Raw genomic sequence first — 19,223 nt, 5'->3', positions numbered from 1 at the left:
TCCCCTACTTAAAGTTTCTCGAACATTATACTATATTTTCTAGCTAATTTTGTAGAAATATTAGGTATATATTCGAAAAATGTAGGTTTTTCCAGTAAATTGATTGATTTTATACAAAAAAGCTGGCCGATGGGCCAGCTTACTAATTTTTCTTATTCTTCATCCTCTTCTTGCTCATCAAAGAAGGTATTAACCATTTCTTCGATCATATCCCACTCTGCTTCGGTTTCGATTGGCATTAGTTCGCCGCCCTCTTCGCCTTCACCTGGTGTGTAGGAATATGCATGAATTTCCATTTCTTCTTCCTCATCATCACCAGTTCCTACAGGAGTGTATAGGACATATGATTTGCCAAATTCTTCTGAGTCAAACGTAAGAAGGATTTCACAAAGTGTTTCATTTCCATTCTCATCAATGACTGTAATGTTTTTTTCGCCGTTGTTCATGTTTTTCACCTCATTAATTTTTACTGTCAAGATACCCTTGCAGGATCATGACAGCCGCCATTTTATCAATGACTTTTTTTCGTTTTTTTCGACTTACATCGGCTTCTAGTAAAACCCGTTCTGCAGCCATTGTGGTTAAACGTTCATCCCATAGAATGACGTTTACCCCAAACCTTTCCTCAAGGCCTTTGGCAAACCGCTGACTTGCCTCGCCGCGTGGACCAATCGTTCCGTTCATATTTTTCGGAAGGCCCACGACGACTTTGTCAATTTGATAATCTTGAATGAGTTTGCCTAGCTGATCAAAGCCAAATGAATTTTGCTCTTCATCAATTTTTAGCGTTTCAAGCCCTTGAGCTGTCCAGCCAAGTTCGTCACTAATCGCTACGCCGACTGTTTTCGAGCCGACGTCAAGACCCATTACACGCATAATTACCCCTCACGATGTTTCTTTAAATAAGACTTAACCAATTCCTCAATGATTTCGTCTCTTTCAAGCTTGCGGATGATACTTCTCGCATCCTGGTGTCTCGGGATGTATGCTGGATCCCCTGAAAGCAAATAACCGACAATTTGATTAATTGGATTGTACCCTTTTTCGTGAAGCGCCTCGTATACTTTCCATAATACCTCATTTACATCATGTTCATACGGTTCTTCAGGAAAACTAAATCTCATCGTTTTATCAAATGAGCTCATGACTTTCGCACCTCGCTTAATTGAATCATAGCGATACAATTGTTATTGGTTATCTTCATTCTACACTAGTTTGTCCCAATGTAAAACTTAAACCGTTAGTAAAAATTCTTCTACAAAGTTTAAGGCGCTATCAAGCTTGATCGGGTCCTTCCCGCCAGCCTGTGCCATATCGGGACGACCACCACCGCTGCCATCACAACGAACGGCCACTTCTTTAATAATTTTACCCGCATGATAGCCTTTTGCATTGAGATCACTTGTAACTGCTGCGATTAACTGAACCTTACCATCCGTAACGCTTCCTAAAACGATAACCGCTGATTGGAGCTTCTGCTTTAATTCGTCAGCCATGTTGCGTAAATTATTCATATCGCTTGCTTGAACCTTTGCCGCTAATAGCTTAACACCATTAATTTCTTTCACCTTTGAAACAAGGTTCCCTGCTTCAATATTACCTAATCTTGCTGCTAGTGATTCATTTTCCTTTTGTAGTTGCTTCATTTCGACTAAAAGCGACTCAACTCGGCTTGGAACGTCTTTCAGATTCGACTTTAATTTTTCAGCAGTCTCTTTTAGTAAACCAATTTGAGAATTTAACAGCTTATAAGCTTCTTCACCTGTTACCGCTTCAATTCTTCGGGTACCTGCACCGATTCCTCCTTCTGAGGCAATTTTAAACATGCCAATAACAGATGTGTTCGGCACATGGCAGCCACCGCAAAGCTCAATACTGTAATCGGCTACTCGAACAACTCGAACAATATCTCCGTACTTCTCTCCGAATAAGGCCATTGCTCCCATACTTTTTGCCTCAGCAATCGGCATGTTGTCAATTTCCACAGAAATGCTCTTCCAAATCTGTTCATTGACCATTTTTTCAATGCGCTCTAATTCCTCTCCGGTAATTTGCCCGAAATGAGAGAAGTCGAATCGTAAGCGATCTGGTTCTACTAATGAGCCCGCCTGGTTTACATGCTCTCCAAGTACGTCTTTTAGTGCTCTGTGCAAAAGGTGAGTAGCGGTATGATTTTTAATAATTTTTCCACGATTATCAACATCTACTGTTGAAACAACCTCTTGGTTTACGGTTAAAATTCCTTCCATCACTGTTGCAGAATGTAGGTTTTGACCATTTGGTGCTTTTTGAACATCCTTAACAAAAACTTTAAGATTAGCCGCTTCGATCGTTCCTCGATCGGCAATCTGACCACCACTTTCAGCATAGAACGGTGTCACATCAAGGATAAATTGAATCTCGTCACCAGTCGCTGCTTCTTCAACCGGCTGACCATTTTTTAATAGAACAATGACTTTAGAGTTTGCTTGCGGTTGGTCATACCCAACAAACTTACTTTCTACCGTGATGTCTCCTAATACCCCTCCTTGAACCTGCATGGAATCAACATCTTGACGTGCAGCACGAGCACGTTCGCGCTGAAGCTCCATTTCTGTTTCAAAGCCTTTATGGTCAACCTTCATTCCTTCTTCTTCGGCATATTCTTCGGTTAGTTCGACTGGGAATCCGTAGGTATCGTACAAGCGGAATACATCTACACCCGGAATTGTATCGCTTCCTTTTTCTTTTTCCTTCTTAATTACCGATGATAGAATCGCTAACCCATCATGTAGTGTTTCGTGGAAACGTTCTTCCTCGTTTTTAATAACCTTTTGAATGAACTCGGTTTTATCTGTTACTTGCGGATAGAAATCCTGCATAATTTCGCCGACAACCGGAACTAATTCAAACATAAAAGGACGATTGATGTTAATTTGCTTAGCATAGCGAACAGCACGACGTAATAATCGACGTAACACATAGCCGCGGCCCTCGTTTGATGGAAGCGCTCCATCTCCAACAGCAAAAGCAACCGTACGGATATGGTCAGCAATAACCTTAAAGGCTACATCCTTTTCTTTGTTCGTACGATATTTTTCACCAGAAATTTCTTCTGTTGCATTAATAATTGGCATAAATAGGTCGGTATCAAAATTTGTTGGAACATTTTGTACAACCGAAGCCATCCGCTCTAGCCCCATACCCGTATCAATATTTTTCTTTGGAAGTGGTGTATAGGTTCCGTCAGGATTATGGTTAAATTGCGAGAACACTAGGTTCCATACTTCGAGGTAACGCTCATTTTCTCCACCTGGGTAAAGCTCAGGGTCATTTATATCATTACCATATTCTTCTCCACGGTCATAGAAAATTTCCGTGTTTGGTCCACTTGGTCCTTCACCGATATCCCAGAAGTTTCCTTCGAGGCGAATAATTCTCTCTTCAGGGATGCCAATTTTATTTTTCCAAATATCAAACGCTTCATTATCTTCCGGATGAATCGTTACCGATAATTTTTCCTTCTCGAATCCAATCCATTTCGGGTCCGTTAAAAATTCCCATGCCCAATCAATCGCTTCGACCTTGAAGTACTCTCCGATCGAGAAATTTCCTAACATTTCAAAAAACGTGTGGTGACGCGCTGTTTTTCCTACATTTTCAATATCATTGGTACGAATAGATTTTTGGGCATTTGTAATCCGTGGGTTATCCGGGATGACACGACCGTCAAAATATTTTTTCAAGGTCGCCACACCACTATTGATCCATAATAGGGATGGATCATCATGTGGAACTAAAGGTGCGCTAGGTTCAACTTGATGGCCTTTTTCTTTGAAAAATTCTAAAAACAAGCTGCGGATTTGAGAACCGGTTAATTGTTTCATTCTAATATCCTCCTTTAAATAAATAGACGCAAAAAAGCCTTCATCCCCAAAACAGGGACGAAGGCCAGAGCTCCGTGGTACCACCCTGATTATGAATGAAAATAGCTCATTCATCTCTCAAGCTCCTTAACGCGGATGACGGCAGGGATTAGCTGCATTCCGGACTAGCTTTCTGTTATCCTTCATTTAGAACCCTTTCAGCCTTGGGAGTCCCTCTCTACGAAATGGTCTATAACATACTTGTTCCATCAACATGTTCATTAATTCAATCTTTATAGCCGAATTATAGCGATAGAAAAAACCTTTGTCAACGTTCATTCGTGTCAACTAGTTCATTCTTTTTGATAAAATGATTTCTTATTTGCAGTATAGCTATTTTTATTACAGCTAATATTGGAACCGCCAATATCATGCCCACGACTCCTCCCACTTCGCCACCCGCGATTAAGGCCAACATGATCATTAACGGGTGCATATGAAGACTTTTTCCGACTATGATCGGTGATAAAATGTTACCTTCTAGAAATTGTAGGCCAAAGACGATGATAACAATAAAAATGACCATTTTAACCGAGACAGTTGCAGCGATGATAACTGCAGGAATTGCTCCAATAATCGGACCGAAATAAGGTATGACATTCGTAACTCCGATGATAAATCCTAGCAATAGCGGATATTTCATATCAATAATCCAAAATAGCAATGCCGATGAAGTTCCTACTATTAAGCAGACGATTAATTGACCTCGGATATAGTTACCAAGTGATTCATTAACAGCTCGTAAGAAATGAATTCCTGGCTGGCGCCATTTCCGAGGAGTTAAGTACCAAGCTGATTTTTTTATTACATTTATATCCTTCAACATATAAAAGGCAATAAATGGGATAATCATGATGATGAATAGCGAATTAAGTACATTCATTGTACTGTTTAGTACACTTGATAGGATAGTTTCAATTCTCTTTTCAAAACTAACAATACCATTTTCAATTTTTTCATGAATCCCCATGGGCCATTGGGAGGTTTTTTGTTGGATTTCCTCAAGCCAAAAACGATATTGATTCGTGAATCCCGGCAGGTTTTCAGCAAGGTCTTTTGTTTGGTGAATAAAGGCTGGAATCCCTTTATAGAGAGCCAGCCCTACCCCACCAAAAAAAAGTGCATAAATAATCACTACCGCTAAGCCACGATGAATGCCCATATGATGAATTTTTTCAACGAGTGGGTGAAGTAAATAAGTTATTAAAGATGCCACAAGGAAAGGAAAAATGACTGTAAAAATTAGCATTAAAATCGGCTGCCAGACGATGTTGATTTTCAGAAAAAAATAAATTACCACAAACAATAAAAGGAGAAAACCTAAGCGATAAAACCACTTTAACCGTATATCCAATACTCATCCCCCCTTTACTCGTATAGTTTTTAACATAGGAGGGGAAATATTCATAAAAAAACTGACTCAAGATGTAATATCCTGAGTCAGTTATTATTAAAACATTCTCGCTACACGTTTAGCCATTTTGCGCATTTGGCGGTTTGACATTAAATTATTTTTTTTCGCGTAGTTGTATGCAACCATGCCAGCACCAATGGCAATTGCAGAGGTTACCATTCTATTCATAATCGTTCCACCTCTTCCAAGTTAGTTTTACACGCTGTAACGACGGTCCTCTTCATCAAAAAGGTCATCTAACGAGCTTAAACTACCATCTTCTTCCACTTGGTGGGTGTAAATGATACCTTTTGCCAAAGAAAGCTCGATAAAGCAGCTCCAGCAATAGTACTGATTGATCCCGATTTTTCCAATATCTTTGCTTTGGCAATTTGGACACTTCATCATAAGAAAGACACCTCACGTTATTTAACCTTGACGATGATGGCATCTTCTCCGATCGCGGGCGATTCAGATGTCTTTACGACTTGCTTACCTTCGGTGATATCCGAAAAGAAGCCATCCGATATCTCATACCCTATAATCGTGCCCACTTCCTCCATAAAATATACATCATGAAGAATCCCAAGCTTCGCACCTTCAGTGGTGATGACTACTTTACCTTGTAGGGGATTCTTATGCTCCAGTGTATAATTTAGAGGCTCATCCAAAGCCTTTAATTTTTGGTCATCGGCAATCATAACCCCATCCGCACCAAAAGAAGCGACTTTCTCGATATCAATGACCTGATTTTTATTAAAAAAACCGCCCTTTTTGACAATTAGCCCTTTGACTAATCCGTCGTTAGAAATATAAAGATCACAAACCTCGCCTATCCTTTTTCCTTTTTTCATTTCGTAAATCGGTAGACCTTTTAGTAAAGAAAATGTTCGCAAAAAGCATCCCACCCTTTTCGAACATTTTTAGTTTGAGCCATCCTCGAGAAAATCATAAGGTGAAACGTTTTCCATACCAATCATTGGGTCAACTTCGAATAAACGTTGTTCAAATAATAAAGTTTCATCATCCAACGTTTCAACATGAGTCTGCTCAGTTGTAAATTGTGCCTTTATCTTTTCACATAGGGTAGTATTGCGATTCTGTTCATCCGTCCGTTCGACCCCTAATCGTAGAGCATCGACTTCACCACATAAAATCAGAAATTGTTTACTACGAGTAATGGCTGTGTAAATTAAATTACGACGTAGCATCCGATAATAGCTTCTTGTAACCGGCAATATGACAATTGGAAATTCACTGCCTTGAGACTTATGAACCGAGCAGCAAAATGCATGAGTGATTTGATTCAGGTCCTGTCTGGTGTAAGTAACCTCATTGCCATCAAAGGAAGCAAGCAGCATATCCTGTTTCTCGGTATTTTCCTTTGCCGAGAAAATCGAAATGATCTCACCCATATCGCCATTAAATACATGGTTTTCAGGTTGATTGACCAATTGTAAAACCTTATCGCCAATTCGGTACTTCACTTCCCCAAAGACAAGTTCTTTTTTTGTATTACCAACGTTCGGGTTAAAAATTTCCTGCAATAGGACATTTAATCGGTCGATTCCAGCAGGTCCTTTATACATTGGGGCTAACACTTGAACATCTTTTGCCGTGTAACCTTTTTTCTTTGCATTTGAGACAACCTTTTCAATGACTTCAGCAATTTGATTGGTCTGACAGGCAAAAAAAGAGCGGTCCTTTTGCTGTTGAGTAATATTAGCTGGCAGTCTCCCTTTTTTCATTTCATGGGCTAACTCAATAATCGAGGACCCTTCTGCTTGCCGGTAAATATCGGTAAGTCTAACAGTAGGGATACATTGCGAAGCTAATAAATCTTTTAATACTTGACCAGGTCCCACTGATGGTAGCTGATCCTCATCCCCCACTAATATCACCTGAATATGCTCAGGCAAAGCCTTAAATAATTGGTGGGCGATCCAAATATCAACCATTGACGTTTCATCCACAATCAAGATTTTTCCTTCAAGTGGTTCGTGCTCAGTACGGTCAAAGCCTTCCGTTCCGTTCCACCCAAGTAAGCGATGGATCGTCACAGCTGGTAATCCGGTTGACTCGGTCATCCGCTTAGCCGCTCTCCCCGTTGGCGCCGCCAACAAAAACGGGAATGATTCATCCTTTTTATAGTCCTTCGGATTTAAAGAACAGCCATGTAAATCTGCATAAAGCTCAACAATCCCTTTAATGACCGTCGTTTTTCCTGTACCAGGTCCACCTGTTAAAATAATCATCGGCGACATTAAGGCCGTTTGAATGGCATCCCTTTGACTAGGTGCATATTCGACACCTAGTCGTTCCTCTAATCTTCCTAGCGCCAAAAGAAACTCAGCTTCTGGGAATGCATCAGCGTATTCTTTTTGGTCCAAAATTCGCTTAATATTAGTAACTAAACCTTTTTCGGAAAAATAAAGCGAGGGCAGATAGACCCTGCGCTCTTCACCAATAATTTTCCCTTCTTCAGAAAGCTTTATCACTTCAGCAGAGATATCACGAAATTCAATTTGGTCACGTTTATTTTCTTCCAAAAGACCCTTTACCTTACGAAGCAGGTCTTCTGCATCAACAAAAACATGACCATTTTGATTGCAATCAACTTCTAATGTATACAAACAAGCAGCCTTGATTCGATCAGGATGATTTCCGGAGATTCCTAACTGAAACCCCAGTTCATCGGCACGACCAAATCCAATCCCCTCAATATCCTCGACTAAACGATACGGATTTTGTTGGATGATATCTAAGGTTTGCTCTTTATACATCTGATAGATTTTCATCGAAAGCTGTGGACCAAACCCGTACTGGTTTAAGCCAATCATCACTCTCTCAAGCCCTTGATGCTCCATTAACGTATCATAAAGCTGCTTGGCTTTTTCTGGTGGTAATTTTGGAATAGAATCTAGTAGAGAAGGGCTGTTTAGGATTTTGGATATGGCATTTTCTCCTAAGGTTTGGACAATACTTTCTGCGGTCTTTTTCCCAATTCCTTTAAACAATTCGCTGGAAAGATAGTTAACAACCCCTTGTTTCGTCTGCGGAATGTCCCTACGAAAATGATTGGCCTGAAACTGAACGCCAAACTTAGGATGATCCTTTAATTCACCGTAAAAAATGTATGTATCCTGTTCAAGAATCTTTGGAAAATATCCGGTAATGACAGCTTCTTTATCTTCGTACTCTTCGTTTGTTTCCTCCAAACGAATCCGTAGTACAGTGTATAAATTTTGTTCATTATGAAAAATCGTAACAAGATGTTTTCCTTTCATAAATTTACGATTTTCCGAAAATAATTCTAAGGATTCCTGCTGATCCAAACTAATTTCCCCTCCTCTCCCTATTTAAAATGCCATTTAATTTTTTTCGATTAATTTTTTACCGTATCCTGCTAGAATATGGTCCGGTTGTATCTCTAATGCCTTGTTAAAATACGCTAGAGCCTTCTCACCGTCCTCCTTAAAGCCATAAGCCACACCTAAATTATAGTAAGCATCAGCGTGAAACGGGTCAGTTTTCACACATTGTAAAAATTGCTCAATTGATTCCTCAATAAAGTTTTCTTGAGCTAAACATAATCCATATTGAAACCTTGCTTCGGCATCTTTTTCATTTAGCTCAACACTTCGTTGTAAATAGGGTAAGGCCAAGCGAGTTTGTTCCAAATTAATCAGCGATAAGCCTAACATATAATAGTTATCATTTGTTTGTAATCCTCTTTTCAGAGCTAATTCAAACATGTCCTTTGCTTTTAGAAAATTTTCTTCAGTAAAATATAAATTTCCTGCACTATAATAGGCTGCCCCTGCAGACTCATCGAGCTCGATGGCTTTTTTAAAAAATTGATGAGCTTTTTCGTTTTCATTGAGTGCTGCTAACAAATTACCAAAATTGATATAGGCAATCGGGTCTGTCGGATTTTCTTCAATCGCCTCATTAAAAAACTTCGCTGCTTCCTCCCATTTTCCTGCTTGCATATATTCGATACCTAATTGATTTTTATCCATAAATTCACTCCATTCAGTTCAAAATTATATCATATTTAGACAAGCAAAAAACCTCGGATTCATCCGAGGTTAGCCGACATATGTTAACATTTTATTGTTTTTAAACACCTTGTCAATCGTACCTCCGCCAAGGCATTCATCTCCATTGTAAAAAACGGCTGCTTGCCCAGGAGTAACCGCCCGAATTGGCTCAGCAAAGACAACTCTAACTTCATTATTGTCAAGCAAATGAACGGTTACTTTGTGATCTTCCTGACGGTAACGAAACTTCGCTGTGCATTCAAATGTCTGTTCCTTTGGTGAATTTGATACCCAGCTTACATTTGTAGCGGTAATCGAATCAGAATATAGTTTGTCATTATGGAATCCTTGGCCAACATATAACACATTGCGTTTTAAATCTTTTCCAAGTGAAAACCAAGGTTCCCCAGAACCACCAATCCCAAGACCATGACGTTGGCCAATTGTGTAATACATTAACCCATCATGTTTTCCTTTCACTTCTCCATCGAAGGTCTCCATATTACCTGGTTGTGCAGGTAAGTATTGGGAAAGAAATTCTTTGAAATTTCGTTCCCCGATAAAACAAATTCCTGTACTATCTTTTTTGGAGGCAGTTGCAAGATCAGCTTCCTTAGCAATCTCACGAACCCTTGACTTCTCTAAATGGCCAATCGGGAACATGACTTTTTCAAGTTGGGGTTGGGTTAATTGGTTAAGAAAATAAGTTTGGTCCTTATTTTCATCATGGCCGCGCAGCATTTTTACCTCGCCATCACGGATTGCCACCTGTGCATAATGTCCAGTTGCCAAGTAATCCGCACCAAGATTAACAGCATGTTCTAGAAAAGCCTTAAACTTGATTTCTTTATTACACATCACATCCGGATTTGGCGTTCTCCCTGCACGGTATTCATCTAAAAAGTAGGTAAAGACCTTGTCCCAATATTGCTTTTCAAAATTAACGGCATAATAAGGAATCCCGATTTGATTACAAACACGAATCACATCTTCATAGTCTTCTGTCGCCGTACAGACACCATTTTCATCAGTATCATCCCAGTTTTTCATAAAGATTCCGATGACATCATAGCCTTGTTCCTTTAAAAGAAGGGCCGCGACGGAAGAGTCGACCCCTCCAGACATACCCACTACTACTCTTATATCTTTTGGATCTTTTTTCATCCTCTCACCTCTTTTTCAGTTACATATTTGTTAGACGTTTCACAATTTTAGCTGTTTCCTTCGCTATATATTGAATTTGTTCCTCTGTATTATATAGACCAAAGCTGAAACGAATTGAATTTCGAACACGTTCCGAATTTTTATCAAACATCGCTACTAATACATGTGAAGGATCAATTGAGCCTGCAGTGCACGCCGAACCACTAGAAGCTGCGATTCCGGCTAAATCGAGATTGACAAGCATTGCCTCGACATCGGTGCCTGGAAAGCTTAAGTTTAATACATGAGGTAATGATTGTTCAAGAGAACCGTTTAGCTCAAAGATAACCCCCAAGTTTTCCAGCTGGCTCATTAAAAGTTTTTTATAAGAAAAATATTGTTTTTGCTTTTCTGTTAGATCTGATTGGGCAATTTGTACAGCCTTACTAAATCCAGCAATTGCAGCGACATTTTCCGTTCCTGGGCGACGCTTGCGCTCTTGCTCCCCGCCGAATAATCGTGGTGCTAGTGAAATGCCTTCTTTTACATATAAAAAGCCAATTCCCTTTGGACCGTTTAATTTATGTGCCGACACAGACAAAAGATCAATGCCCATCTCCTTCACATTAATCGGAATAATCCCATAAGCCTGTACCGCATCTGTATGGAAAAGAGCCTGCGAACCGCGAAGAATGTCACCAATTTCTTTAATCGGCTGAAGCGATCCAACTTCATTATTACCATACATAACAGATACGAGAATTGTATCTTCTCTTAATGTTTGTCGTAATTCTTCAAGTGAGATTTGTCCGTTTGAGTCAACTTGTAAATAAGTTACCTCAAATCCGCGTTTTTCAAGTTGCTGACATGTATGAAGAACAGCATGATGCTCGATAGCTGTTGTAATAATATGTTTTCCTTTATGTTGATACGATTCAGCCATTCCGACAAGCGCGTAATTATCGCTTTCCGTACCTCCACTTGTGATGATTATTTCATTTGGTTTTGCATCAATGCTTTTGGCAAATATTTCACGTGCTTCATCAATGGTTCGACGGGCTTCCCGACCAAATGAGTGGATGCTGGAAGGATTTCCGAATGTATTTTGCATAATCTCGAGCATCGTTTCAGCAACTTGAGGATGCATCGGTGAAGTAGCCGCATGGTCTACATAGATTTTTTCCATTCCTATATTCCTTTCTAATTAAATATAAAACATATAGGCATCAGTATTGCCATCGTCGGTATGGCTAGCTAGATCTTCTAAAGTCGTGTTATCCAACACATCTTTAACCGCGTCGCGAATACGAATCCAAAGTTCACGTTTTGCCGGCTCTTCATCCTCGATGCCTTCGACAGGACTTATCGGTCCCTCAAGGACGCGAATAATGTCCCCTGCAGATATTTTTGAAGGTTCATCTCCTAAAATATATCCACCATAAGCGCCGCGAATGCTTTTAACAAGTCCAGCATTTCGTAATGGTGCAATAAGCTGTTCTAAGTAATGCTCAGAAAGTTCATTTGTCTGAGCGATTGTTTTTAAAGATATCGGTCCTTCGCCATGATTTTTCGCTAATTCAATCATGATTGTTAAGCCATAGCGGCCTTTTGTAGAAATTTTCACATTCTTACACCTCGGTTAACATTATTTTTTATCTTATTGCGAAGATATATTTTTTCCAATAATTTTTTTGTCATCGCTTGGCATTGCGGCATTGCAATACCGAAGATGGGTCCAATCAATAGACTGATTAAGAAGGTCCCCCAGGAAACAGGTCCACCTAAAAGCCAACCAATTGTTAAGACTATGATCTCCATGGTTCCACGGATATTTCTAACCTTCCATCCAGTTAAATTCGTTAAAGCGAGCATTAAGCTATCTCTTGGACCCGCGCCAAGATTCGCAGAAATATAGATCCCCATCCCATAGCAGGTTAAAACAAGACCGATAAGAAACATCAGTAATTTACCCAATATGGTCACTGGAGTTTGCATGAACGGAAGAAATAAATACATATCAATAAAAATTCCAACGCAAAGCATATTTAAAAATGCCCCAATTTGAGGAAGTTTTTTTAAAAGGAGAGCGGATACAGCTAAGATTACTAAACCAACAATAATTGACCAAGTGCCAATGGTTAACCCAAACTGATAGTAAAGCCCGACATGAAATACATCCCATGGGGTCGCGCCTAAATTGGCCTTAAGCAATAAAACAAAACCAAGGGACATGATTAAAAGTCCTAAAAAATAGATAAAAAACCTGGGAATTAGTTGTTGATTTTCAACTGATTTCATCTACGATTCCCCCCACCGACATTTCGAAAAAGCCCAATTCCTTAGTAGGAAGGTAGGCTTTAGCCATTATAGCACAATTTTAGCGTAAAATATGCATTACATGATTCTTCATGATATGTTAAAGATAAGACTTTATATGATTAGGTGATTTTATGATGGTGGATAAACCGCTCGCATACCGAATGAGACCAAGAAAAATAGAGGAAATTATCGGCCAACAGCATTTAATAGGCAATGGAAAAATCATACAACGTATGGTCGAAGCCAAACAGCTAACGTCGATGATTTTATATGGTCCTCCCGGAGTAGGAAAAACTTCGATTGCAAGCGCGATTGCAGGTAGCACCCGTTACGCCTTTCGCATGTTAAATGCGGTTTCGAATAATAAAAAAGATATGGAAATTGTTGTGGCGGAAGCGAAAATGTCTGGTAAAGTCATCCTCTTATTGGATGAGGTTCATCGCCTCGATAAGGCAAAACAGGATTTTCTCCTACCACATTTGGAGAATGGCTTGATTGTCCTAATTGGGGCAACGACAAGTAATCCGTATCATGCGATAAACCCGGCGATTCGTAGTCGTTGTCAAATATTTGAATTAAAACCATTGTCCCCTCTTGAGATTAAGAAGGCGCTTCTAACAGCACTTCATGATTCAGAGCGCGGGTTGGGAGAGTTTCAAGTTACGGTCACGGATGAGGCATTGGAACATTTTTCACAAGCATCAGGTGGGGATGTCCGTAGTGCCCTAAATGCCTTGGAGTTGGCTGTTTTATCCGCTAAAAAAGCGGAGGATGGCGGTGTCGAAATTTCACTTGAGGATGCGGAAGAGTGTCTTCAGAAAAAAGCATTTGTTCATGATAAAGATGGTGATGGCCATTATGACGTATTGTCAGCATTTCAAAAGTCAATTCGTGGTTCGGACGTAAATGCCGCTCTTCATTATTTAGCTCGATTAATTGAAGCGGGGGATTTAGTAAGTATTAGTCGTCGTTTGTTGGTGATTGCTTATGAAGACATTGGGTTGGCCAATCCACAGGCTGGTGCACGGACATTGGCGGCCATTGAGGTTGCTGAGCGAGTCGGTTTTCCTGAAGCAAGGATTCCTTTGGCGAATGCTGTCATCGAACTGTGTTTGTCGCCAAAGTCCAATTCGGCGATTGCCGCTATTGATTCAGCGTTAGCTGATTTACGTAAGGGAATAACTGGTGAGGTGCCTGATCATTTGCGTGATGCCCATTACCAGGGGGCTGCAAACCTTGGGCGCGGAGTGGAGTATTTATATCCGCATGATTATGAAAATGGCTGGGTGAAACAGCAATACTTGCCGAATCCGATTAAAAACAAGACATACTATGAGCCCAAGAAAACTGGAAAATTTGAACAGGCAATGGCAGCGATTTATGAGCGATTGATGCGGTTAAGATGACTTTCCAGAATAATGTGGTTTATCAAAATCTTCCAAATGGAAACATTTTACGGCACAAATAGAACAAATTTTCATTTAAAAATGTCAAAGCTAAACACTTTTTATCATTTTCTTCAAAAAACGAGCTGAGCAGAAAAAATCTGCTCAGCTTATTATTTCTCGTCATTCACACGTTGAATTTTAATATCAGATAAAATCTCGCGCACAACATAGCTTGCCATGACTAATCCTGCGACGGATGGGACGAAAGCATTTGAAGATGGAGGCATCTGCCCTTTTCGAATTGGAGAGTTCTCGTTTCCAACTGTTTTTCGAACATCCTCACGAATGACAATCGGACTCTCATCCGAGAAAACCACCGGAATCCCTTTTCGGATACCCTCTTTACGGAGTTTCGTACGAATCACTTTGGCAATAGGGTCAGTATGGGTCTTAGAAATATCGGCAATTTGAAAGCGAGTTGGATCCATTTTGTTCGCCGCTCCCATGCTCGAGATTATTGGAATTTTGCGTGTTAAGCATTCTTTCATCAGGTGAATTTTATACATGATCGTATCAGAAGCATCAACGACAAAATCTAAGCCATAGTTAAAAAATTGTTCATAGGTTTCTTCTGTATAAAACATTTTAAGGGAAATAACTTCGCACTCAGGATTTATGTCCCTAATTCGTTCTTCCATTAGCTCCACCTTTGGGCGGCCAACAGTCGACAAAAGCGCAATCAATTGACGATTTACATTCGTTATATCAACATCGTCTTTATCAACAAGTACCAGACGACCGACACCGGATCGGGCAAGTGCTTCAGCGGCAAATGATCCTACTCCTCCAATACCAAGGACAGCAACGGTACTATCTTTTAATTTATCTAAACCTTCTTGCCCAATCGCAAGCTCATTTCTAGAAAACTGATGTAACATTCTCCTCAACTCCATAAAACAAAATCTTGTTTTTAGTTTTTCCCGTAATGAATATACCATACCGAGCGTTAAAAACAAGTATGCAGATGGGAATTATTATAATTAATGAAAACAAAAATAAAAAACCTATGTCTCCCATAGGTTATAATAAGCAAATATAAAAGAGTCCCAATGGTGCCGTCGAGTGGTTTTCCTTCGTTTTGAACCCGCACACAGCAGGTGGGTGTTCTGTTTCAGCTTTTGTAAGTCCCCATTATGGTGCGGGGCATTTACGCTGTCTGAAAACTCCGGACTCCCGTAGGAAAAATGTTGGTCAAAACAAAAGGTAGAACAACGTACACTTCAGGACTCTTACTTCTTGAAAATATCATATCATTTTTCGAACTAATTTTCAATAAAACCACAAATGGTAAAATTAGTTTTTCTGTAAGTCTAAAGCTAAATGTAAGTCACGAAGCTGGTCTCTACTTACTACGCTAGGTGCTTCCATTAACAAGTCGCTTGCACTCGCCGTTTTTGGGAAGGCAATTGTGTCACGTAAATTCGTTCTTCCAGCTAATAGCATGACTAAACGGTCCAATCCAATCGCAATTCCGCCATGCGGAGGAGTACCATATTCAAATGCTTCAAGAAGGAAACCAAACTGTGCTTGAGCTTCTTCCTTCGAAAATCCAAGTACCTCGAACATTTTTTCTTGAATGGAACGTTCAAAAATACGTAAAGATCCCCCACCTAATTCATAACCATTTAAGACAAGGTCATAGGCTTGTGCACGAACCTTGCTTGGATCTGAATCTAACATTTCAAGATCGCTGCGAACAGGCATCGTAAATGGATGATGTGCTGCGAAATATCTGCCAGCATCTTCATCGTACTCTAATAATGGCCAATCAGTCACCCAAAGGAAGTTAAATAGACTGTTGTCAATTAGATTCAATTCTTTACCAAGTTTCAAACGTAGAGCACCTAGTGCATCCGCGACAACATTCGCTTTATCAGCAACGAATAATAACAAGTCACCAACCGTAGTGTTAAAAAGCTGCTTCAGCGCTCGTTGATCCTCTTCACCAAAGAATTTTGCAATTGGACCTTTTAAACCGTCTTCTTCTACTTTTAACCAAGCCAATCCTTTTGCCCCATAGACAGAAACAAATTCTGTTAATCCATCGATATCTTTACGTGAATATTTATCAGCAGAACCCTTCACATTGATTCCTTTTACCTGGCCACCGTTTTCGACTGCAGCTGCAAATACTTTGAAGCCTGAACTCTGCGCAAATTCGCTAACATCGACTAATTCTAAACCAAAACGGGTATCTGGCTTATCCGAACCGTAGCGAGACATCGCTTCATTATAGGACATTCGTGGGAAAGGAGTGGAGACCTCTAACCCCTTCACATCTTTCATTAGTTTCGCCATCATTCTTTCCATCATCGCAATGATATCGTCTTGGCTCAAGAAACTTGTTTCAATATCGATTTGGGTAAATTCTGGCTGGCGATCCGCTCGTAAGTCTTCGTCACGAAAACAGCGAGCAATTTGGTAATAGCGTTCAAAGCCACCTACCATTAAAAGCTGTTTAAAGATTTGTGGTGATTGCGGCAACGCGTAAAATTCTCCTGGATGAACCCGGCTAGGGACTAAATAGTCACGGGCACCTTCCGGAGTACTTTTCGTTAAAATTGGCGTTTCGACATCGAGAAAGCCTTCACTGTCAAGAAAATCACGAATCGTTTTCGTCACTTGATGTCTCATTTTAAACGTTTCAAACATGACAGGGCGTCTTAAATCTAAGTATCGGTAATTTAGACGAACGTCCTCGGACACGTCTGTTTTATCGGCAATTACAAATGGTACGGTTTTCGCCTCATTGATGATTGTTACTTTTTCCGCTTGAACTTCAATCCGCCCCGTTTTCAGGTTTTCATTAATCGTCCCCTCACTACGAGCAATCACCGTTCCTTCAATATCTAAAACGTATTCGTTACGAATTTTTTCAGCGGTCTCCAGGGCATCCTTCGACACATCTGGATGGAAGACAACTTGAACGAGTCCAGTTCTGTCTCGTAAATCGATGAAAATTAGACCACCTAAGTCACGGCGTTTTCCAACCCACCCTTTTAAAACCACTTTTTCACCAATTGCGGATTCTGTTACTTCACCGCAAAAATATGTTCTACCAAACATTTCGCTTCCCCCTCTAGTTTGTTAATCCTTTTAAGGTCTTAATAAAATCTGCCAGCTTAACTTCTTTTTGCTCACCCGTAGTTTGGTCTTTTAAATTGATCACACCGTTAGCCAATTCATCTTCACCTAAAACAGCAACATACTTAGCCTTTAAACGGTCTGCAGCTTTAAATTGCGCCTTTAGCTTTCGATCTAGATAATCGCGTTCAGCTTTCAATCCATTAGAGCGTAATTCATGTAAAAGCTTGACTGTATAGTCTTTAGCGACGTCGCCAAGAGCGACAAGATAGCAATCGATATGATCATAAAGATTAAGTTCTACTTTCTCTGCTTCAAGAGCTGCTATCAAACGCTCGATACTTAATGCTAAACCAATTCCTGGAGTCTCAGGGCCACCGATTTCTTCGACTAGCCCGTTATACCGACCGCCACCACATAGCGTCGTGATTGCCCCAAATCCTTCTGCATTACTCATAATCTCAAAGGCAGTGTGATTGTAATAGTCTAAGCCACGTACAAGGTTGGCATCGACCTCAAATGGAATATCCATCGCGGTTAAATAATTTTGTAGCTTTGTAAAATAATTGCGAGAATAGTCATTTAAGTAATCTATAATCGCTGGTGCTGACGCCATTAATTCATGATTTCGGTCCTGCTTACAATCGAGAATGCGCAGTGGATTTTTCTCCAGACGGTTTTGACAGTCGGAGCAAAACTCGCCGATTCTCGGTTTAAAATGATTGACGAGCGCCTCTCTGTGAGCATTGCGGCTATCTTTATCACCCAAACTATTGATAATGAGCTTTAATTTTTTCAAGCCCATTTCTTTGTAAAGTGTCATCGCTACGGAAATGACTTCTGCATCGATGGCCGGATCTGCACTACCTAAGGCTTCAATCCCAAATTGAACAAATTGACGATAGCGCCCTGCTTGAGGACGTTCATAGCGAAACATTGGCCCAATATAATAAAGTTTTACTGGTTGGTTGGCATCGCCGTACATTTTGTTTTCTACATAAGAGCGAACTGTCGATGCGGTTCCTTCAGGTCTTAAAGTAAGGCTGCGTTCACCTCTGTCAGTGAAGGTGTACATTTCCTTTTGGACGATGTCTGTTGTCTCACCAACACTTCGTAAAAATAATTCAGTATGTTCAAAAATAGGTGTCCGAATTTCACGGTATAAGTACTTATCACAAATTTCCCGCGCTTTGTTTTCAATCGCTTGCCATTTTTCAACTTGCCCCGGCAAAATATCCTGAGTCCCTCTTGGAATATTAATCGACATAGCTAACTCTCCCTTTTTCGAAAAATCGTCTAGAAAAATAAAAAACTCCCGCCGCCTTGTATAAATACAAGGGACGAGAGTTATAATTCCCGTGGTACCACCCTAATTGAAGCTTAGAAATCAAGCTTCCACTCGAAACAGTTAACGCCTGCTAACGTTCTTTCCTAGTGACTTAAAGTGTTCAGAAAGAAACCTACGGAGTGTTCATTCATTAAGTTGTCGTGTAGAAATGCTTTCAGCCTAGGGGCATTTCCTCTCTTTCCAGACGGGTACTTAATTACTATGCTCCATCATTGGTGATTTAGTGTTATGTAATATTTATCTTATGATACGTATCCGACACTCTCTTGTCAAGAGCGTTCAAGCCTCTTTTTCAACTTTTTTACATCGCCCAAAGTTAACCCAAATTCTGAAGCAAGTTCGTAGGAAGTTGAAGTTCCTTCCTGTTGAATGAAGTCATGGAAATCGACTCCAAAAATTTGATTTTCTGCTGAATTCACTTGGAAACCTCTATTGCTCATTCTCATCTTTTTCACCATCCTCTACGAACTATCTACAATACTATTGTTTCCAGTTTGTTGTTTTTTTTTCATTAATCTGTTAAAAGTCGAGAAAAATTTG

The 19,223-nt window shown here is 40.1% G+C and carries 19 protein-coding genes, 1 other RNA gene and 1 other annotated feature; of the genes, 1 reads left to right on the top strand and 19 read right to left on the bottom strand.

The features are described from left to right. Nucleotides 1–152: 152 nt before the first annotated feature. The 14 genes from ACX9YW_RS02750 to ACX9YW_RS02685 all read right to left on the bottom strand — a co-directional run bounded on the left by ACX9YW_RS02750 (nucleotide 153) and on the right by ACX9YW_RS02685 (nucleotide 12,782). Nucleotides 153–446: a DUF1292 domain-containing protein gene (locus ACX9YW_RS02750; RefSeq protein ID WP_460341414.1), complete on the bottom strand. Its 294-nt coding sequence runs from the start codon at nucleotides 444–446 to the stop codon at nucleotides 153–155. A gap of 13 nt (nucleotides 447–459) precedes the next feature. Further along, entirely contained in the window at nucleotides 460–876 is a 417-nt protein-coding gene (gene ruvX, locus ACX9YW_RS02745; RefSeq protein WP_460341411.1) for a Holliday junction resolvase RuvX, read from the bottom strand. Nucleotides 877–878: 2 nt separating this feature from the next. After that, a complete protein-coding gene (locus ACX9YW_RS02740) occupies nucleotides 879–1,145 on the bottom strand; it encodes an IreB family regulatory phosphoprotein (protein ID WP_460341408.1) in 267 nt (88 codons plus the stop codon). Nucleotides 1,146–1,232: 87 nt separating this feature from the next. Then, the gene (gene alaS, locus ACX9YW_RS02735; RefSeq protein WP_460341405.1) at nucleotides 1,233–3,866 is read right to left on the bottom strand and encodes an alanine--tRNA ligase; all 2,634 of its coding nucleotides are present in this window, start codon (nucleotides 3,864–3,866) and stop codon (nucleotides 1,233–1,235) included. A gap of 307 nt (nucleotides 3,867–4,173) precedes the next feature. Then, nucleotides 4,174–5,259: an AI-2E family transporter gene (locus tag ACX9YW_RS02730; protein WP_460341402.1), complete on the bottom strand. Its 1,086-nt coding sequence runs from the start codon at nucleotides 5,257–5,259 to the stop codon at nucleotides 4,174–4,176. A 96-nt stretch (nucleotides 5,260–5,355) separates the two neighbouring features. After that, nucleotides 5,356–5,487, bottom strand: coding sequence for a YrzQ family protein (locus ACX9YW_RS02725; RefSeq protein WP_460341399.1), 132 nt, complete (start codon nucleotides 5,485–5,487; stop codon nucleotides 5,356–5,358). 27 nt (nucleotides 5,488–5,514) lie between these two features. Beyond that, a complete protein-coding gene (locus ACX9YW_RS02720; RefSeq protein ID WP_460341396.1) occupies nucleotides 5,515–5,706 on the bottom strand; it encodes a YrzR-like zinc ribbon domain in 192 nt (63 codons plus the stop codon). A 17-nt stretch (nucleotides 5,707–5,723) separates the two neighbouring features. Next, entirely contained in the window at nucleotides 5,724–6,194 is a 471-nt protein-coding gene (locus ACX9YW_RS02715; protein ID WP_460341393.1) for a PRC-barrel domain-containing protein, read from the bottom strand. A 27-nt stretch (nucleotides 6,195–6,221) separates the two neighbouring features. Next, the gene (gene recD2, locus ACX9YW_RS02710) at nucleotides 6,222–8,633 is read right to left on the bottom strand and encodes an SF1B family DNA helicase RecD2 (protein ID WP_460341390.1); all 2,412 of its coding nucleotides are present in this window, start codon (nucleotides 8,631–8,633) and stop codon (nucleotides 6,222–6,224) included. A 36-nt stretch (nucleotides 8,634–8,669) separates the two neighbouring features. Then, the gene (locus ACX9YW_RS02705; protein ID WP_460341387.1) at nucleotides 8,670–9,320 is read right to left on the bottom strand and encodes a tetratricopeptide repeat protein; all 651 of its coding nucleotides are present in this window, start codon (nucleotides 9,318–9,320) and stop codon (nucleotides 8,670–8,672) included. Between the two features lie 69 nt (nucleotides 9,321–9,389). After that, nucleotides 9,390–10,505, bottom strand: a complete 1,116-nt coding sequence (gene mnmA, locus ACX9YW_RS02700) for a tRNA 2-thiouridine(34) synthase MnmA (RefSeq protein ID WP_460341384.1) — start codon at nucleotides 10,503–10,505, stop codon at nucleotides 9,390–9,392. Nucleotides 10,506–10,524: 19 nt separating this feature from the next. Beyond that, on the bottom strand, nucleotides 10,525–11,670 hold the full coding sequence (locus ACX9YW_RS02695) for a cysteine desulfurase family protein (protein WP_460341381.1): 1,146 nt from the start codon (nucleotides 11,668–11,670) through the stop codon (nucleotides 10,525–10,527). Between the two features lie 18 nt (nucleotides 11,671–11,688). Then, nucleotides 11,689–12,108 carry a cysteine metabolism transcriptional regulator CymR gene (cymR, locus tag ACX9YW_RS02690; RefSeq protein ID WP_460341378.1) on the bottom strand — a complete coding sequence of 140 codons (420 nt, stop codon included), beginning with the start codon at nucleotides 12,106–12,108 and terminating at the stop codon, nucleotides 11,689–11,691. After that, nucleotides 12,105–12,782 (bottom strand): YczE/YyaS/YitT family protein, encoded by a 678-nt coding sequence (locus ACX9YW_RS02685; RefSeq protein ID WP_460341375.1) that lies wholly within the window; start codon nucleotides 12,780–12,782, stop codon nucleotides 12,105–12,107. Before ACX9YW_RS02685 ends, cymR begins: the two co-directional genes overlap by 4 nt. 155 nt (nucleotides 12,783–12,937) lie before the next feature. On the opposite strand from ACX9YW_RS02685, the gene ACX9YW_RS02680 reads away from it, so the two are divergent. Continuing rightward, complete coding sequence (locus ACX9YW_RS02680; protein ID WP_460342303.1) at nucleotides 12,938–14,209, top strand: replication-associated recombination protein A; 1,272 nt, start codon at nucleotides 12,938–12,940, stop codon at nucleotides 14,207–14,209. 152 nt (nucleotides 14,210–14,361) lie between these two features. Here the strand turns inward: ACX9YW_RS02680 and ACX9YW_RS02675 are convergent, their stop codons facing one another. The 5 genes from ACX9YW_RS02675 to ACX9YW_RS02655 all read right to left on the bottom strand — a co-directional run bounded on the left by ACX9YW_RS02675 (nucleotide 14,362) and on the right by ACX9YW_RS02655 (nucleotide 19,129). Further along, a complete protein-coding gene (locus ACX9YW_RS02675) occupies nucleotides 14,362–15,129 on the bottom strand; it encodes a tRNA threonylcarbamoyladenosine dehydratase (protein ID WP_460341373.1) in 768 nt (255 codons plus the stop codon). A 161-nt stretch (nucleotides 15,130–15,290) separates the two neighbouring features. Continuing rightward, nucleotides 15,291–15,481, bottom strand: a non-coding RNA gene (gene ssrS, locus ACX9YW_RS02670) — 6S RNA. Nucleotides 15,482–15,544: 63 nt separating this feature from the next. After that, entirely contained in the window at nucleotides 15,545–17,317 is a 1,773-nt protein-coding gene (gene aspS / locus ACX9YW_RS02665; protein WP_460341370.1) for an aspartate--tRNA ligase, read from the bottom strand. Nucleotides 17,318–17,330: 13 nt separating this feature from the next. Beyond that, a complete protein-coding gene (hisS, locus tag ACX9YW_RS02660) occupies nucleotides 17,331–18,602 on the bottom strand; it encodes a histidine--tRNA ligase (protein WP_460341367.1) in 1,272 nt (423 codons plus the stop codon). A 66-nt stretch (nucleotides 18,603–18,668) separates the two neighbouring features. Next, nucleotides 18,669–18,905, bottom strand: a binding site (T-box leader). A gap of 47 nt (nucleotides 18,906–18,952) precedes the next feature. Next, nucleotides 18,953–19,129 (bottom strand): hypothetical protein, encoded by a 177-nt coding sequence (locus ACX9YW_RS02655; RefSeq protein ID WP_460341365.1) that lies wholly within the window; start codon nucleotides 19,127–19,129, stop codon nucleotides 18,953–18,955. Nucleotides 19,130–19,223: the final 94 nt, after the last annotated feature.

The sequence above is a fragment of the Pseudoneobacillus rhizolycopersici genome, assembly GCF_054786815.1.
This window is presented reverse-complemented; position numbering and strand designations above follow the sequence as displayed.

What these genes read in the sequence shown, in the direction of transcription:
- ACX9YW_RS02750 (WP_460341414.1), bottom strand. Translation starts at nt 446, where the DNA reads ATGAACAACGGCGAAAAAAACATTACAGTCATTGATGAGAATGGAAAT.
- ruvX (WP_460341411.1), bottom strand. Translation starts at nt 876, where the DNA reads ATGCGTGTAATGGGTCTTGACGTCGGCTCGAAAACAGTCGGCGTAGCG.
- ACX9YW_RS02740 (WP_460341408.1), bottom strand. Translation starts at nt 1,145, where the DNA reads ATGAGCTCATTTGATAAAACGATGAGATTTAGTTTTCCTGAAGAACCG.
- alaS (WP_460341405.1), bottom strand. Translation starts at nt 3,866, where the DNA reads ATGAAACAATTAACCGGTTCTCAAATCCGCAGCTTGTTTTTAGAATTT.
- ACX9YW_RS02725 (WP_460341399.1), bottom strand. Translation starts at nt 5,487, where the DNA reads ATGAATAGAATGGTAACCTCTGCAATTGCCATTGGTGCTGGCATGGTT.
- ACX9YW_RS02720 (WP_460341396.1), bottom strand. Translation starts at nt 5,706, where the DNA reads ATGATGAAGTGTCCAAATTGCCAAAGCAAAGATATTGGAAAAATCGGG.
- ACX9YW_RS02705 (WP_460341387.1), bottom strand. Translation starts at nt 9,320, where the DNA reads ATGGATAAAAATCAATTAGGTATCGAATATATGCAAGCAGGAAAATGG.
- mnmA (WP_460341384.1), bottom strand. Translation starts at nt 10,505, where the DNA reads ATGAAAAAAGATCCAAAAGATATAAGAGTAGTAGTGGGTATGTCTGGA.
- ACX9YW_RS02695 (WP_460341381.1), bottom strand. Translation starts at nt 11,670, where the DNA reads ATGGAAAAAATCTATGTAGACCATGCGGCTACTTCACCGATGCATCCT.
- ACX9YW_RS02685 (WP_460341375.1), bottom strand. Translation starts at nt 12,782, where the DNA reads ATGAAATCAGTTGAAAATCAACAACTAATTCCCAGGTTTTTTATCTAT.
- ACX9YW_RS02680 (WP_460342303.1), top strand. Translation starts at nt 12,938, where the DNA reads ATGGTGGATAAACCGCTCGCATACCGAATGAGACCAAGAAAAATAGAG.
- ACX9YW_RS02675 (WP_460341373.1), bottom strand. Translation starts at nt 15,129, where the DNA reads ATGTTACATCAGTTTTCTAGAAATGAGCTTGCGATTGGGCAAGAAGGT.
- aspS (WP_460341370.1), bottom strand. Translation starts at nt 17,317, where the DNA reads ATGTTTGGTAGAACATATTTTTGCGGTGAAGTAACAGAATCCGCAATT.
- hisS (WP_460341367.1), bottom strand. Translation starts at nt 18,602, where the DNA reads ATGTCGATTAATATTCCAAGAGGGACTCAGGATATTTTGCCGGGGCAA.
- ACX9YW_RS02655 (WP_460341365.1), bottom strand. Translation starts at nt 19,129, where the DNA reads ATGAGAATGAGCAATAGAGGTTTCCAAGTGAATTCAGCAGAAAATCAA.